This window comes from Mesorhizobium sp. 2RAF45 (assembly GCF_052115225.1).
Classification (GTDB): Bacteria; Pseudomonadota; Alphaproteobacteria; order Rhizobiales; family Rhizobiaceae; genus Mesorhizobium; species Mesorhizobium jarvisii.
On record NZ_JBFRGG010000001.1, the window covers coordinates 76,710 to 90,836 of the forward strand.

The 14,127-nt window shown below is 63.0% G+C and carries 15 protein-coding genes; 6 read left to right on the plus strand and 9 right to left on the minus strand.

The features are described from left to right. The first annotated feature begins 18 nt into the window (after positions 1 to 18). Positions 19 to 936, plus strand: a complete 918-nt coding sequence (locus AB4Z43_RS00340; RefSeq protein ID WP_441935317.1) for a LysR substrate-binding domain-containing protein — start codon at positions 19 to 21, stop codon at positions 934 to 936. 305 nt (positions 937 to 1,241) lie between these two features. Here the strand turns inward: AB4Z43_RS00340 and AB4Z43_RS00345 are convergent, their stop codons facing one another. Next, complete coding sequence (locus AB4Z43_RS00345; protein WP_441935318.1) at positions 1,242 to 1,688, minus strand: iron-sulfur cluster assembly scaffold protein; 447 nt, start codon at positions 1,686 to 1,688, stop codon at positions 1,242 to 1,244. A gap of 240 nt (positions 1,689 to 1,928) precedes the next feature. On the opposite strand from AB4Z43_RS00345, the gene folE reads away from it, so the two are divergent. The 4 genes from folE (at position 1,929) to AB4Z43_RS00365 (ending at position 4,904) form a co-directional block, all read left to right on the plus strand. Then, positions 1,929 to 2,564 carry a GTP cyclohydrolase I FolE gene (gene folE, locus AB4Z43_RS00350; protein WP_019858459.1) on the plus strand — a complete coding sequence of 212 codons (636 nt, stop codon included), beginning with the start codon at positions 1,929 to 1,931 and terminating at the stop codon, positions 2,562 to 2,564. A gap of 111 nt (positions 2,565 to 2,675) precedes the next feature. Continuing rightward, the gene (gene hisI, locus AB4Z43_RS00355) at positions 2,676 to 3,134 is read left to right on the plus strand and encodes a phosphoribosyl-AMP cyclohydrolase (RefSeq protein WP_441936130.1); all 459 of its coding nucleotides are present in this window, start codon (positions 2,676 to 2,678) and stop codon (positions 3,132 to 3,134) included. 84 nt (positions 3,135 to 3,218) lie between these two features. Then, on the plus strand, positions 3,219 to 4,190 hold the full coding sequence (locus AB4Z43_RS00360; RefSeq protein ID WP_027046896.1) for a patatin family protein: 972 nt from the start codon (positions 3,219 to 3,221) through the stop codon (positions 4,188 to 4,190). Positions 4,191 to 4,346: 156 nt separating this feature from the next. Then, positions 4,347 to 4,904, plus strand: coding sequence for a dihydrofolate reductase family protein (locus tag AB4Z43_RS00365; RefSeq protein WP_441935319.1), 558 nt, complete (start codon positions 4,347 to 4,349; stop codon positions 4,902 to 4,904). Positions 4,905 to 4,927: 23 nt separating this feature from the next. Here the strand turns inward: AB4Z43_RS00365 and recJ are convergent, their stop codons facing one another. The 8 genes from recJ to AB4Z43_RS00405 all read right to left on the minus strand — a co-directional run bounded on the left by recJ (position 4,928) and on the right by AB4Z43_RS00405 (position 12,229). Beyond that, entirely contained in the window at positions 4,928 to 6,706 is a 1,779-nt protein-coding gene (gene recJ, locus AB4Z43_RS00370; protein ID WP_394811812.1) for a single-stranded-DNA-specific exonuclease RecJ, read from the minus strand. A gap of 194 nt (positions 6,707 to 6,900) precedes the next feature. Then, on the minus strand, positions 6,901 to 7,125 hold the full coding sequence (locus AB4Z43_RS00375; RefSeq protein WP_019858465.1) for a DUF6434 domain-containing protein: 225 nt from the start codon (positions 7,123 to 7,125) through the stop codon (positions 6,901 to 6,903). A gap of 73 nt (positions 7,126 to 7,198) precedes the next feature. Next, positions 7,199 to 8,182: a class II fructose-bisphosphatase gene (gene glpX, locus AB4Z43_RS00380; RefSeq protein ID WP_441935320.1), complete on the minus strand. Its 984-nt coding sequence runs from the start codon at positions 8,180 to 8,182 to the stop codon at positions 7,199 to 7,201. 203 nt (positions 8,183 to 8,385) lie between these two features. After that, positions 8,386 to 8,553: a Thivi_2564 family membrane protein gene (locus AB4Z43_RS00385; protein ID WP_441935321.1), complete on the minus strand. Its 168-nt coding sequence runs from the start codon at positions 8,551 to 8,553 to the stop codon at positions 8,386 to 8,388. Positions 8,554 to 8,623: 70 nt separating this feature from the next. Then, complete coding sequence (locus tag AB4Z43_RS00390) at positions 8,624 to 8,983, minus strand: hypothetical protein (RefSeq protein ID WP_027046898.1); 360 nt, start codon at positions 8,981 to 8,983, stop codon at positions 8,624 to 8,626. 123 nt (positions 8,984 to 9,106) lie between these two features. Beyond that, positions 9,107 to 10,420, minus strand: a complete 1,314-nt coding sequence (locus AB4Z43_RS00395) for a homoserine dehydrogenase (protein WP_019858470.1) — start codon at positions 10,418 to 10,420, stop codon at positions 9,107 to 9,109. A 38-nt stretch (positions 10,421 to 10,458) separates the two neighbouring features. Further along, entirely contained in the window at positions 10,459 to 11,676 is a 1,218-nt protein-coding gene (locus AB4Z43_RS00400; protein ID WP_019858471.1) for an LL-diaminopimelate aminotransferase, read from the minus strand. A gap of 46 nt (positions 11,677 to 11,722) precedes the next feature. Beyond that, complete coding sequence (locus AB4Z43_RS00405) at positions 11,723 to 12,229, minus strand: hypothetical protein (RefSeq protein WP_441935322.1); 507 nt, start codon at positions 12,227 to 12,229, stop codon at positions 11,723 to 11,725. On the opposite strand from AB4Z43_RS00405, the gene AB4Z43_RS00410 reads away from it, so the two are divergent. Further along, positions 12,217 to 14,052 (plus strand): PHA/PHB synthase family protein, encoded by a 1,836-nt coding sequence (locus tag AB4Z43_RS00410; protein ID WP_064984205.1) that lies wholly within the window; start codon positions 12,217 to 12,219, stop codon positions 14,050 to 14,052. The two genes, AB4Z43_RS00405 and AB4Z43_RS00410, sit on opposite strands and share 13 nt — an antisense overlap. Positions 14,053 to 14,127: the final 75 nt, after the last annotated feature.

The window sequence follows — 14,127 nt, forward strand, 5'->3', positions numbered from 1 at the left end:
TAATCCTGGGTTATGCGAATGAAGCGCGGGCGGCTGCCTTTGACGGCATTGAGGAGTTTCGAGGCGGCGGGCCGGCACCTTAGCTTCAGCAAGGCCGCCGAGGAGYTTTTCGTTTCCCAGGCGGCGATCAGCCGCCAGATCCGCGAACTTGAAACCTTCCTGCGCCAGCCCTTGTTCGAACGTCACCATCGCCGCGTCGAACTGACCGACACCGGCCGCCGGCTGCTTGATCAGCTTGTCACAAGTTTCGACGCCATCGATCGGCTGCTCGGCGAATTGGTGGCAGCGCCGGCGCAGTCCGTGGTTCGTGTCAGCGTCGAGCCGTCGCTTGCCTCCGTCTGGCTGGTGCCTCGGCTCAACCGGTTTCGCCAGCTGCGGCCCGATATCGACGTGTCCCTCGAAGTCGATGCCAGGCTGATCGAATTCCGCAGCGATCAACCTGAGCTTGCCTTGCGCTTCAGCGCCAACGCAACTTCCTGGCCCCGCAGCCAGGCAGAGCGGCTTGCCTCCAAAGTCGATTCACCGGTTTTGTCGCCGGCGCTGCTCGCCTCGGGCCCTCCCCTCGAGAAGCCAATCGACCTTGCCCGCTACACACTTTTGCATGAGGAAAATCGCCAGGGCTGGACGCGCTGGTTCGAAGCCGCCGGCGTGCCGGCCGATGCCGTGCCCGCGCGGGGGCCGCTGCTGGCGGATATATCGCTCTCAAAGCAGGCCGCCCTGCTCGGACATGGCGTCGCGCTGGGCGATCTCTTGCAGATCGGCAACGAGCTCGAAACCGGCGCACTGATCAAGCCGTTCGACATCGACGTTGCATCCGGCGGCTACTGGCTTGTTGCCAGGAGCTTGGAGGAGCTTTCCGAGCCGGCCGCCGCGTTCGCCGACTGGGTCCGAAGTGAATTTGCTGAAAGCAGACAGACATTGGAAGCAAAGGTCTAGGCCGGTCCCGGGCCGAGGCCCCCGCTACTTTGCCTGCTTGTGTTTTTCGAGAAACTTGTCGATGTCGTTTTATCCCGACTGCCGGAGGCCCGCCCGTTGTGTCCTGTGCCGGGTGGCCCAACAGGCCTGGATGGCCTTCATGAGATAGTCGTTGATATCCCGCGCGACTGCCACGTCGGCCCGGCTCGAGCCGCAGCCCGACATGAGTGCGCCGGCAAGGCACCAGACGAACACCACGCCACGGAAGGGTCGGTGTCGCGGGGTGCCGCGAAGTCCGCGCATCGCGAGAACGGAAAATGGCAAGATCAGGCCGCTTGTTCGGCGCGCTTCTTCTCGATCTGGCTGATGGCGTCTACCACGGCGTCAAAGGTCAGCATGGTCGAGGCATGCCGTGCCTTGTAGTCGCGCACCGGCTCCAAATATTTGAGGTCGGCGAAGCGCCCTTCCGGCGGCGCGCCATTCTCTTTCAGCATCTTCAGCATGGTGTCGCGCACCGTGCGCAATTCCTCGGCGCTCGCGCCAACGACATGCTGCGCCATGATCGAGGATGACGCCTGGCCGAGCGCGCAGGCCTTCACGTCATGGGCAAAGTCGGTGACCACCCCGTCCGCCATCTTGAGATCGACGGTAACGGTCGAACCGCACAGCTTGGAATGCGCCTTGGCGGTCGCATCCGGATGATCGAGCCGGCCGATGCGGGCGATGTTTCCGGCAAAACCGAGAATTTTCGCGTTGTAGACATCGTTGATCATTATTTTCCAATCCGTCGCCGCCAAGCGAACAGCGATTGCCGCTGCTGCGTCTTCCTTTCGCTCGCTACGACCTTATATAATGCTGGCAGTCCGGTAACGACAAGGCGATGAGCGCCACTGTCCTGGCCGGGAAGTTCACGCCGCTTACGGGGCTGGAAACGGGGCGAGTTTCCGACACCGAAAGGTCGTGGTCCGTTCAACTCGTTCCTCCTTGGAGAGGAACTACGGGAGACGCCTTTTATGGATGCCGTCATCAAGAAACTCATGCCCCAGGCCGCCTACATGGAAAAGCCGGTCACCGACCGGCCGAGCGAAGCCGAGGTCGAGGCCGCCGTGCGCACATTGCTGCGCTGGACCGGCGACAATCCGGACCGCGAGGGGCTGATCGACACACCCAAGCGCGTGGCCAAGGCCTACCGCGAAATGTTCGGCGGCTACGACATGTGCCCGGCAGAGGAACTCGGCCGCACCTTCGAGGAGGTCGCCGGCTACGACGATCTCGTCATCGTCAAGGACATCCAGTTCCATTCGCATTGCGAGCACCACATGGTGCCGATCATCGGTAAGGCACATGTCGGCTACCTGCCGGATGGCAAGGTCGTCGGCCTGTCCAAGATCGCGCGCGTCGTCGATATCTTCGCCCATCGCCTGCAGACGCAGGAAGCACTGACCGCGCAGATCGCCGGCGTCATCCAGGATGTGCTCAACCCTCGCGGCGTCGCCGTCATGATCGAGGCCGAGCACATGTGCATGGCCATGCGCGGCATCCGCAAACAGGGCTCCACCACCCTCACTTCCACCTTCACCGGCGTTTTCAAGGACACGCCCGAGGAGCAGGTTCGTTTCGTCACCATGGTTCGCGGCGGCGGGGCATAACGTCTAGGCCGATATCGCTAGGCCATGATCCCGACAAACGCGGATCGGTTTTCGCGGACAAACGAAAACGCTTGTCCAGAGATTATGGTCAAACAGGAAGATACACCGGCGATGTCGGCACTGGAATTTCCCAGAACTCCATCAGACAAGAGGGCCTTGGAGGAAGGCGCGGTGTTCTCGCCGCGCTTCGACGCCGCCGGCCTTGTCACCGTCGTCGTCACCGATGCCGAAGACGGCATGCTGCTGATGGTCGCGCATATGAATGCGCAGGCCTTGGCGCTGACACTGGAAACCGGCATCGCCCACTACTGGTCGCGCTCGCGCAAAGCGCTTTGGAAGAAGGGCGAGACCTCCGGCAATTTCCAACATGTCGTCGAGATGCGCACCGACTGCGATCAGGATGCATTGTGGCTGCGCGTCAAAGTGTTGGGCCACGACGCAACCTGTCACACCGGCCGGCGTTCATGCTTTTATCGGACGGTGGGGCTTGTCGACGGCAAGGGAACGCTTGTTGACGACGGCAGCAAGCCGCTGTTCGATGCGGAAGTCACGTATCGGAAGCCTCTGTGAACCATTCCATATTCACAAACCACTCATGTTCACTATTCTCAAACATCCTTCTGATACGAATGATGTGGGACAAGGGAGATCATGATGCTCGAGTGGGCGTCATTGCGTAGCAGACCAGATGTCAGGGAGGCCAACGGCCTGACCTCTTCCGGCGGCGCGTCCGAAACGAAATCTCCCAAGAAAACAGGCATTTCGCTCGCTTTGGGCGGCGGTTGCGCCAGAGGCTGGGCTCATATCGGCGTGCTGCGCGCGCTCGATGAAGCCGGCATCGAAGTTTCGATGATCGCCGGCACCTCGATCGGTGCACTGGTCGGCGGCTGTTATCTCGCCGGCAAATTGGATGAGTTGGAAGAGTTCGCCCGCAGCCTGACCAAGCGGCGCATTTTTGGCCTGCTCGATCTCAATCTGCGCGGCAGCGGCCTGTTCGGCGGCATGAAGCTCGATGCCCGTCTGCGCGAGCATGTGGCGGGCGTCCGTTTCGAGGACTTGCCAAAACCTTTCGTCAGCGTCGCATCGGAAATCCGCACCGGTCACGAGATTTGGCTGTCGCACGGCTCGCTGATCACGGCCATGCGCGCGTCCTACGCATTGCCTGGCGTGTTCGAGCCGGTGAATTGCAACGGCCGCATGCTGGTCGACGGCGCGCTGGTCAATCCGGTGCCGGTATCGGTCTGCCGCGCCTACGAGCAGCCGCTCGTCGTGGCGGTCAACCTTCACTACGACCTGTTCGGCCGCGCCGCCGTGATCAAACACAGCGCCGGCGAACTGGTTGTCGAAAAGGACGCGCCGCGCGCCGGCCGTGTTGACGCTGAGCACCAGTCGCATCAGACCCGCCTCGGCATCACCGGTGTCATGGTCGAGGCCTTCAACATCATCCAGGACCGCATTTCGCGCGCTAGGCTGGCCGGCGATCCGCCCGACATGTCGCTGCAGCCCAAGCTCAGCCATATCGGCCTCACCGAATTCCATCGCGCCGACGAGGCAATCCAACTCGGCTATCAGGCGACGATGGCCCAGATCGGCGAACTGACCCGGCTGCAGACAGTTCTCGCCTGAGGCCAGCAACCCTCTGAAAAACACCGTGCGTTGCGTCCCATCGACGGAGCGATGCCGCTCTTTGAAGCGCGGCGGCAATTTGCCATGCCCCGCGATAACCGATAGCAAAACGCAATTGGTTATGCTGGTCTGTGCCTACTATACGGAGGCACACCGATGGCCAAAATCGTCTATTCCATGCTCACCTCTTTGGACGGCTATATCGCCCGATCGGACGAGGACATCGCACTGCCGGTTCCTGAGACAGAATTGCATCAGCATTTCAATGACATGATGCGGCGGGCCTCAGTCGTTCTTGCCGGGCGGCGGATGTACGAGACGATGCGCTTCTGGGACAGCCCAGACCGCGAGACCGGTGCGACCGAGGTCGAGCGGGACTTTGCCCGCGCCTGGCGAGAGACACCGAAGATCGTCCTCTCGACCACGCTTCGGCAGGTCGGGCCCAATGCCCGGCTGGTGAATGGCGATGCCGAGACCGCGGTGAGATCGCTCAAGTCAGAGACGGATGGCCTCGTCATCCTCGGCGGCGCAGCCCTTGCCGCTGGTCTGGCACGAGCAGGGCTTATCGATGAATACCGGCTGTACATGCACCCGGTCGTGCTGGGGGGCGGCAAGCCGTACTTCCAGTCCGGCCTGGCGCTGACGCTGAAACCGCTTGGCACGGAAAGCCTGCCCCAGGACGTGACGCTAATGCGTTACGCTCCGGCCAGCTGAATGCCGTGGCCCCGGGGGCGCAGCTACGCCCGCGCCGCATCGACAATCCGGAATTGCACCGTGCGGTTGCCGTTCCAGTAATTGCCCGACAGCGAGCCGGCGACATGCACGCTCTTGCCCCGGTTCTTGAACAGGAATTCGCCAAGCACCGTATCAACGGCTCGAAAGGCGATCGCCTGGATGCGGCCGCCGCTGTCCGACTGCAATTCGCAGCGTATATGGTTGGTGCCCACCGGCCGGGCGTCGGCCAGCCGATGGCGCGGCAGCACGAAGACCGGCGCGACGTGGCCGGCGCCAAAGGGGCCGGCCTTTTCCAGCGCGTCGAGCAGGCTGAGCGTCGCGCCTTCGGCTGCTAGCGCGCCGTCGATCGCCAAGCTCTCCTCGTCCTGCAGCCGAAACACGTCGGCAGCCGCCCGTTCCTCGAAGAACGCCCTGAGCTCGCCCAGCCTTGCGCGCTCCACGGTGATGCCGGCCGCCATGCCATGACCGCCGCCCTTGACGATCAGCCCGACATCGGCGGCTTCCCGCACCAGCCGGCCGAGGTCGAAACCCGACACTGAACGGCCCGAACCGGTGCCGATGCCCACAGCGTTGAAGGCGATGGCGAAAGCCGGCCGGCGCGCATGATCCTTCAGCCTCGAGGCGAGCAGGCCGACAATGCCGGGATGCCAGTTGTTGCTGGCGGTGACGACGATCGCCGGGCCGTTGCCGCCGGCAAGCTCGGCATCGGCTTCGGCACGCGCCGCGGCCAGCATCTCCTGTTCCATCAACTGCCGTTCTTGGTTCAGCCGGTCGAGCGTCTCGGCGATGGTCCGCGCCTCGACCGGATCGTCCGTCGCGAGCAGCCGGCTGCCAAGTGCCGCATCGCCGATGCGCCCGCCGGCATTGATGCGCGGCCCGATCAGATAGGCGAGATGGAAGGTGCTGATCGGCTCGCCAATGCGCGATACCCGGGCCAATGCGGCCAAGCCTTCATTCTTCTGCTGGCGCGCCATTTGCAGCCCTTTGACGACGAAGGCACGGTTGACGCCGGTGAGTGGCACCACGTCGCAAACGGTCGCCAACGCAACGAGATCGAGCAGCGACAGCAGATCGGGCGGCGCGACATCGCTCAGGCCACGCAGGATTCTCGCGGTCTGCACCAGGGCGAGGAAGACGACACCGGCAGCGCACAGATGCCCCTGCCCGGAAAGATCGTCGTCACGGTTTGGATTGACCACCGCAATCGCCGCCGGCAACGCGCCGCCGACCTGATGGTGGTCGAGCACCACGACATCGGCGCCAGCTTCGTTGGCGGCATCGACGGACACGGCGCTGTTGGTGCCGCAATCGACGGTGACGATCAATGTAGCGCCGCGCGAGACCAGTTCGCGCATGGCATCGGGATTGGGACCGTAACCCTCGAAGATACGGTCCGGAATATAGATTTCCGACGGTATGGAGAAATGCGCCAGAAACCGCTTCAGCAAGGCCGACGAGGCGGCGCCGTCGACATCGTAGTCGCCAAAGATCGCTACCTTTTCCCTCGCCATCACCGCCGCCGCGATGCGGGTGGCGGCCTTGTCCATGTCGGTCAGCGACGCCGGATTGGGCAACAGGTCGCGGATCGTCGGATCGAGGAACCGCTCGGTCTCGTCGGCGGTAACGCCGCGTCCGGCCAGAACGCGCGCGACGATGTCGGGCACACCATGACCTTGCGCGATGGCAAGCGCGACCATGTCCTGCCGTTCGGTCAGCCGGTGCTCCCAGGAGAGACCGGTCGCCGACTGCCTGACATCGAGGAACAGGCGCCTTTCGCCCATTATGCGCTTTGCCAATTCATGGTTGGCCGCAGGATAGAGCATGTCGCCCAAAAATGGGCAGCGGTTTTGGGCTTAACGACATGCGCGAACAACAGCCTAAAGTGCTGCGCTTGAACGCGACGCGCTTTAGGGCCAAAGACAGGCAGAACCAGGCGGTTCGCGGCGGGTGGCGTCGCAGGAGAGTTCAAGAAAAACTACGCTTTCCGCTTTTCAGCCTGGCGCCGGATCCATTCGTCGGCCGCGTCCCCCATCGTCTTTTCCCGGCCGTCCTTGAGCCAGGCCATGAAAGTCCGATCGAACCTGAACGTATCGCCGCATTCGCGCGTGAAAAAGCGGCGCACATTCTGGGTGTTGCGATAGGATTTCGTGATGGGCGTGGCACGCGAAATCGGATCCGCGTGCCAGTCGAACGCATTCATCGTCAATCCTTGCGCCGCCAGGGTTCAGATGCAGCCAAGGGCTAGCAACTGCGGTGCGGCTTCGCAAGCAGGCCTAGAACTTATCCAGATCCTGGTGCCGCGCCTTGAACTCGCGGACGGTCCGTGACGACGAGCGCAGCACGATGGTGTGGGTGGTGATATAGGTGCGGCCGAACTTGACGCCGGCCAGCATATTGCCGTCGGTGACGCCGGTGGCCGCGAAAAGCACGTCGCCGCGCGCCATGTCTTCCGCATGGTAGACCCGCTTCGGATCGGAAATGCCCATCTTGGCGGCGCGCGCGACCTTCTCCGGCGTATCGAGGATCAGCCGGCCCTGCATCTGGCCGCCGGTGCAGCGCAATGCGGCCGCGGCCAGCACGCCTTCCGGCGCACCGCCGGTGCCGAGATATAGGTCGATGCCGGTTTCCTCCGGGTCGGTGGTGTGGATGACGCCGGCGACATCGCCGTCGCCGATCAGCCGGATCGCCGCTCCCGTGGCGCGCACGGCATCGATCAGCTTGGCATGGCGCGGCCGGTCGAGGATGCAGGTGGTGATGTCGGAAACCGCAACGCCCTTGGCTCGCGCCAGACTCGCGATGTTCTCGGCCGGCGACGCGTCGATGTCGATGACGCCTTCGGCATAGCCCGGACCGATGGCGATCTTGTCCATATAGACGTCTGGCGCGAACAGCAGACTGCCCTTCTCGGCGATGGCGATGACGGCAAGCGCGTTGGGCAGGTTCTTGGCGCAGATCGTCGTGCCCTCAAGCGGATCGAGCGCTATGTCGACTGCCGGTCCTTTGCCGGTGCCGACCTCCTCGCCGATATAAAGCATGGGTGCCTCGTCGCGTTCGCCCTCGCCGATCACCACCGTACCCTTGATGGCAAGGCGGTTGAGCTCCTGGCGCATGGCGTCGACAGCGACCTGGTCGGCAGCCTTTTCATCGCCACGGCCGCGCAGCCTGGCGGCGGCCACGGCGGCCCTTTCGGTGACGCGCACCAGTTCCATGGTGAGTATCCGGTCAAGGCCGGCGACGATGTTCTGGGCCACATTCATGTTCGGCAAATCCTCGTTGGCATACGCCTCCCGCCGGAGGCGGGCCTGTTTTGTCAAACGAGCATGACAACGGCAAGACCTGCCGAACGTTTTATCGAAAGGCCAGCAATATCAATCGATTGAACCGCATTTCCGATACGATCGCGGCCCGGTCGGAAACGACCGGGCCGCCTTGAAGAAGCAAAAAAGGTGGCTCTCGAGATCTAGAAAACCGCGAGATATCTGAGCAGCGAAATGATGCCGATGATGATGACGATGACCTGCGCGATCTGCCGCATCCTGGCGTCGAGCGGCAGGCGCTGCACGAGATAGAGAACGAGAATAATGACAAGGAATGTGATCAAGATGCCGATCAACACGGATGAAGCCACGACGCCCTCCTTCAAATGATTTCCTGAAACGGGAAGACGAGCCGGCAAAGCCGGCTCAAGGCCGGCGCACTCAATACCAGCGGCGCGACGTGTCGTTGTTCATCGACTGGCCGACGGCAATCCCGGCCAGAAAACCGAGCAGGCCGATCACGCCGATCACGGCGGTCGTCGTGCCCGGGTTTTCTCGCGCAACTTCCGAAACCGCCTGGGCCTGACTGCGCAGTTGCTGCGCTGTGCGCGACGCGCGTGCCGAAGCCGTCTCATAAAAATCCGAAGCCTGTTCGCTGGCATCATCGAGCATTTCCGCGCCCCTTGCCGAAATGCTCTTGTTGATCTTGGTGATCTCCTTGCGCAGTTCAGCAATCTGCTTTTCCAGCGTTTTCTGGATATCGTCGATGGCTGGGGTGTCGGACTTGTTGGTATCGGCCATGAAGCGGCTCCCTTGGTTGCTGACCAAGAGAACGGCGCCGCAACGAATTCGTTCCGCCCAGTTGGGGCTGATCGCCATCGGGTCGACCGAAAGGTCGGCGGGGATTGTTACCCCGGGACGAAGCTACCCTGCCCGCTCGATGCGGATGACCTGCGGCTTGTCGGTCAGGTGACCGTCCTTAGTGATGCCGTCGACGGCCTTGCGCACGGCGGCCTCGGTGGTCTCGTGGGTGACGAGGATCACCGTCTTCTGCGCCGCCGCCTCGCCGCTGACAGCATGCTGGACGATCGATTCCAGCGAAATATCGTTGTCGGCCATGCGCTTGGCGATCGCGGCGAAGACGCCGATGCGATCATGCACCGTCAGCCGGATGAAGTAGCCGCCGGCATGGCTGCGCATCTGAGCCTTCTTGTAGGGCCTGAGCTCCTTCGCCGGCAGGCCGAAGACCGGACCATGCTGGAAGCCGGGCCGGCTCTTGGCAATGTCGGCGATGTCGCCGATGACGGCCGAGGCAGTGGCGTTGCCGCCGGCGCCGGGGCCTGAAAGCAACAATTCGCCGAGAATGTCAGTCTCGATCGCCACCGCATTGGTGACGCCATGCACCTGCGCGATGACGGAAGCGGTCGGCACCATGGTCGGATGCACGCGCTGCTCGATGCCGCTTTCGGTGCGCTGAGCAACGCCGAGCAGCTTGATCCGGTAGCCGAGATCGCCGGCCGCGCGGATGTCGGCCTGGGTGATGTTGGAAATGCCTTCCATATAGATGTCGTTGGCGGCGATCTTGGTGCCGAAGGCAAGGCTGGTCAGGATCGACAGCTTGTGCGCGGTGTCGTGACCCTCGATGTCGAAGGTCGGATCGGCCTCGGCGTAACCCAGTCGCTGCGCGTCCTTCAGGCAGGCATCGAACGAAATGCCTTCGGCCTCCATGCGGGTCAGGATGTAGTTGCAGGTGCCGTTGAGAATGCCGAACACGCGATTGACCGAATTGCCGGCCATCGCCTCGCGCATCGTTTTGATGACGGGAATGCCGCCCGCCACCGCCGCCTCGTAGTTGAGCAGCACGCCCTTCTTCTCGGCGATCTCGGCCAGCGCCACGCCATGCTTGGCGAGCAGCGCCTTGTTGGCGGTGACGACGTGGCGGCCGGCTTCGAGCGCGGCCTTCACCGACAGGCGCGCCGGCCCCTCGTCGCCGCCGATCAGTTCGATGAACACGTCGATCTCGGCCGTCTGCGCCATCTTGACCGGATCGTCGAACCATTTTGCGGCGCTGACATCGACGCCACGGTCGCGTTTCGGGTCGCGCGCCGAAACCGCCGACACGACGATGTCGCGCCCGCATTGCCGGGTCAGCTCGGCCGCCTTGTCGCGCAGCACCCGCGCCACCGATGCACCGACCGTGCCAAGTCCGGCAATTCCAACACGCAGAGCTTCAGCCATGGAAGGCGACGTCCCTCAAAATCAGATCGAATTTTTGCTTACCGGTGGGCGGACAGCGGCACCACATTGTTGGGCTGCTTGGCGCTGGTCGACAGGAAGCGTTTGATGTTGCGCGCCGCCTGGCGGATCCGGTGCTCGTTCTCGACCAGCGCCAGGCGCACGAAATCGTCGCCATGTTCGCCGAAGCCGACACCGGGCGCCACCGCCACATCGGCGTGCTCGATGAGCAGCTTGGAGAATTCGAGCGAGCCCAGATGCTTGAACGGTTCGGGGATCGGCGCCCAGGCGAACATCGAGGCGGCGGGAGCTGGAATGTTCCAGCCGGCGCGCCCGAAGGAATCGACCATCACGTCGCGGCGCTTGTGGTAGACCTCGCGCACCTCGGCGATATCGGCGCCGTCGCCGTTGAGCGCATGGGCCGCCGCCACCTGGATCGGCGTGAAGGCGCCGTAGTCGAGATAGGACTTCACCCTGGTCAACGCCGAGATCAGCCGCTCATTGCCGACGGCAAAACCCATGCGCCAGCCGGGCATGGAGAACGTCTTAGACATCGAGGTGAATTCGACGCAGACATCGATGGCGCCCGGCACCTGCAGCACCGAAGGCGGCGGGTTGCCGTCGAAATAGATCTCCGAATAGGCAAGGTCGGACAGGATGATGATGTCGTTCTTCTTCGCGAACGCCACCACGTCCTTGTAGAAGTCGAGCGAAGCGACCAGCGCCGTCGGGTTCGACGGATAGTTCAGGATCAGCGCCAGCGGCTTCGGGATCGAGTGGCGAACGCCGCGCTCCAGCGCTGGAATGAAACCATCGTCCGGCTCGACCTGCAGCGAACGGATGACGCCGCCCGACATGATGAAGCCGAAGGCATGGATCGGATAGGTCGGGTTCGGGCACAGGATGACGTCGCCAGGCGCGGTGATCGCCTGCGCCATGTTGGCGAAGCCTTCCTTCGAGCCGAGCGTGGCCACCACCTGCGTGTCGGGGTTGAGCTTCACGCCGAAGCGGCGCTGATAGTAGGCGGCCTGGGCGCGGCGCAGGCCGGGAATGCCGCGCGAGGAGGAATAGCGATGCGTGCGCGGATCGCGCACCACTTCGCACAATTTATCGACGATGGCCTTGGGCGTCGGCAGGTCCGGATTGCCCATGCCGAGGTCGATGATGTCGGCGCCGCGCGAACGGGCGCTGGCCTTGAGCCGGTTGACCTGCTCGAACACGTAAGGCGGAAGCCGGCGGACCTTGTGAAACTCTTCCATGGCAGTTCCAGACAGCAAAAGGGGCTATTGGGCGCGCGCTATATACTCATTTGCAGGTAGGGTCGAGGGCGGGATCGCATTTGCCTTCGATCTGCCTCAGCGCCTGGGGACCATGTTTCGCGGCCAGGTCCGCCAGTGCCGCCTGATTGGCGACCGCAGCGCCGCCGCTGCTTTTGGCGCCCTGCGCGGCGCCGTCAGCCTTGAGTTCGGCGAGCTTGGCGTTCGTCTCGGCTGGCGTGAGCTGCTTGTTCGCCACTTTGGGCGGGATGTTGAGGTTCGGAAAGGTGCCGGTATCCTTTGGACCTGCATTCTCGGCCATCGGCACCGGAGCGCCGGTATTCGTGCTCGAACACCCGGCGATCCCCAAAAGGACGATCGCCGCGCCGATGCGGCAAAAGCGTGCGGCATCAAAAAAAACAGTCTCGCCAATATTAATCGTCATATTGTTTCCTTGGCAGCCGAGGTAGAGCGAGATTGGACCCTGTCGGATGTCCCATGTTAATATGTCAAGAAAACGCTTCGGGAGGAACCCCGCGAACCATGTCCAAAACACCCGATTCGGGCAAAACGGAAGATGACGAGCCTTCGACCGTCGAGCAATATCTGGTGAAGGATCCGGAGCGCTTCGCGTTGAACATGGCGCGCATGATCGAGCAGGCCGGCAAGGCGGCGTCCGCCTGGGCCGAACCGCGCGAGCGCGGCGAAGTGCGCGACCACGTCGCCGAACCGGTCGTCGACATGGTCAAGACGTTTTCCAAGCTGAGCGAATACTGGCTCGCCGACCCGCAGCGCGCGCTCGAAGCGCAGACGCGGCTGTTCGCCGGCTACATGACCGTGTGGGCGAACGCCATCCAGCGCGTCAGCCCCAACGCCGAAGGCCAAGACGACGCCATCAAGCCGGAGCGCGGCGACAAGCGTTTCCAGGATCCGGAATGGGGCCGCAACGCCTTCTTCGATTTCCTCAAGCAGGCCTATCTCGTCACCTCGCGCTGGGCGTCCGAACTGGTCGAGCACGCCGAAGGTCTCGACGAGCACACCCGCCACAAGGCGAGCTTCTACGTCAAGCAGGTGTCCAATGCCATCTCGCCGTCGAATTTCATCCTGACCAACCCCGAACTTTTCCGCGAGACCGTCGCTTCCAACGGCGAGAACCTGGTGCGCGGCATGAAGATGCTGGCCGAGGACATCGCCGCCGGCAAGGGCGACCTGAAACTGCGTCAGGCCGACTATTCGCCTTTCGAGATCGGCAGGAACATCGCCACCACACCCGGCAAGGTGGTCGGCCGCAGCGATGTCGCCGAGATCATCCAGTATGATCCGGCGACCGAGACGGTGCTGAAGCGCCCGCTGCTGATCTGCCCGCCCTGGATCAACAAGTTCTACATACTTGACCTCAACCCGCAGAAATCCTTCATCCGCTGGGCCATCGAGCAGGGCCACACCGTCTTCGTGATCTCCTGGATCAATCCGGACGAGCGCCACGGCGCGAAGGGGTGGGAAGCCTATATCAGGGAAGGCCTGCAATACGCCCTCGACACGATCGCGGAGGCGACCGGCGAGCGGGATGTCAACGCGATCGGCTACTGCGTCGGCGGCACGCTGCTGGCGGCCGCGCTGGCTCTGATGGCCAGGGAAGGCGACGACCGCATCAAGTCAGCCACTTTCTTCACCACGCAGGTCGACTTCACCTATGCCGGTGACCTCAAGGTCTTCGTCGACGAGGAACAGGTCGCGGCGGTGGAGAAATCGATGAACGAGAAGGGCTATCTCGACGGCACCAAGATGGCGACCGCCTTCAACATGCTGCGCTCCGGCGACCTGATCTGGCCCTATGTCGTCAACAACTACATGCGCGGCAAGGACCCCCTGCCCTTCGACCTGCTCTACTGGAATGCCGATTCGACCCGCATGGCGGCAGCCAACCATTCCTTCTACCTGCGCAATTGCTATCTCGAGAACAACCTCTCGCGCGGCACGATGGAGCTGGCCGGGCATACGGTCTCGCTCGGCGATATCACCATTCCGATCTACAACCTCGCCTCGCGGGAAGATCACATCGCGCCGGCGCTGTCCGTCTTCCTCGGCTCGAAATATTTCGGCGGCAAGGTCGACTACGTGATGGCGGGATCGGGCCACATAGCCGGTGTCGTCAATCCGCCCGCCTCCGGCAAGTACCAGTATTGGACCGGCGGCAAACCGGAAGGCGATTTCGGCCAATGGATTGCCAAGGCCGTAGAGCATCCCGGGTCGTGGTGGCCGCACTGGCAAGGCTGGATCGAGGCCAAGGACAACACCCGCGTGCCTGCCCGCAAACCCGGCAAGCATATGAAAACCTTGGGCGATGCTCCCGGCAGCTATGTGAAGGTGCGTGTGTAACGGACTGTAATGTGTGGTGAGTTGACGGCCCGGCAAAAGCGGGCGAAATGGTGTCGTCAACCGTCAAGCAGCCAT

Coding starts and splice junctions, on each gene's coding strand:
- AB4Z43_RS00390 (WP_027046898.1), bottom strand. CDS start 8,983: ATGGCCGATACCAACAAGTCCGACACCCCAGCCATCGACGATATCCAG.
- recJ (WP_394811812.1), bottom strand. CDS start 6,706: ATGGGCGAAAGGCGCCTGTTCCTCGATGTCAGGCAGTCGGCGACCGGT.
- AB4Z43_RS00410 (WP_064984205.1), top strand. CDS start 12,217: ATGTCCAAAACACCCGATTCGGGCAAAACGGAAGATGACGAGCCTTCG.
- AB4Z43_RS00395 (WP_019858470.1), bottom strand. CDS start 10,420: ATGGCTGAAGCTCTGCGTGTTGGAATTGCCGGACTTGGCACGGTCGGT.
- AB4Z43_RS00345 (WP_441935318.1), bottom strand. CDS start 1,688: ATGATCAACGATGTCTACAACGCGAAAATTCTCGGTTTTGCCGGAAAC.
- hisI (WP_441936130.1), top strand. CDS start 2,676: ATGTCGGCACTGGAATTTCCCAGAACTCCATCAGACAAGAGGGCCTTG.
- AB4Z43_RS00360 (WP_027046896.1), top strand. CDS start 3,219: ATGCTCGAGTGGGCGTCATTGCGTAGCAGACCAGATGTCAGGGAGGCC.
- AB4Z43_RS00365 (WP_441935319.1), top strand. CDS start 4,347: ATGGCCAAAATCGTCTATTCCATGCTCACCTCTTTGGACGGCTATATC.
- folE (WP_019858459.1), top strand. CDS start 1,929: ATGGATGCCGTCATCAAGAAACTCATGCCCCAGGCCGCCTACATGGAA.
- glpX (WP_441935320.1), bottom strand. CDS start 8,182: ATGAATGTGGCCCAGAACATCGTCGCCGGCCTTGACCGGATACTCACC.
- AB4Z43_RS00375 (WP_019858465.1), bottom strand. CDS start 7,125: ATGAATGCGTTCGACTGGCACGCGGATCCGATTTCGCGTGCCACGCCC.
- AB4Z43_RS00400 (WP_019858471.1), bottom strand. CDS start 11,676: ATGGAAGAGTTTCACAAGGTCCGCCGGCTTCCGCCTTACGTGTTCGAG.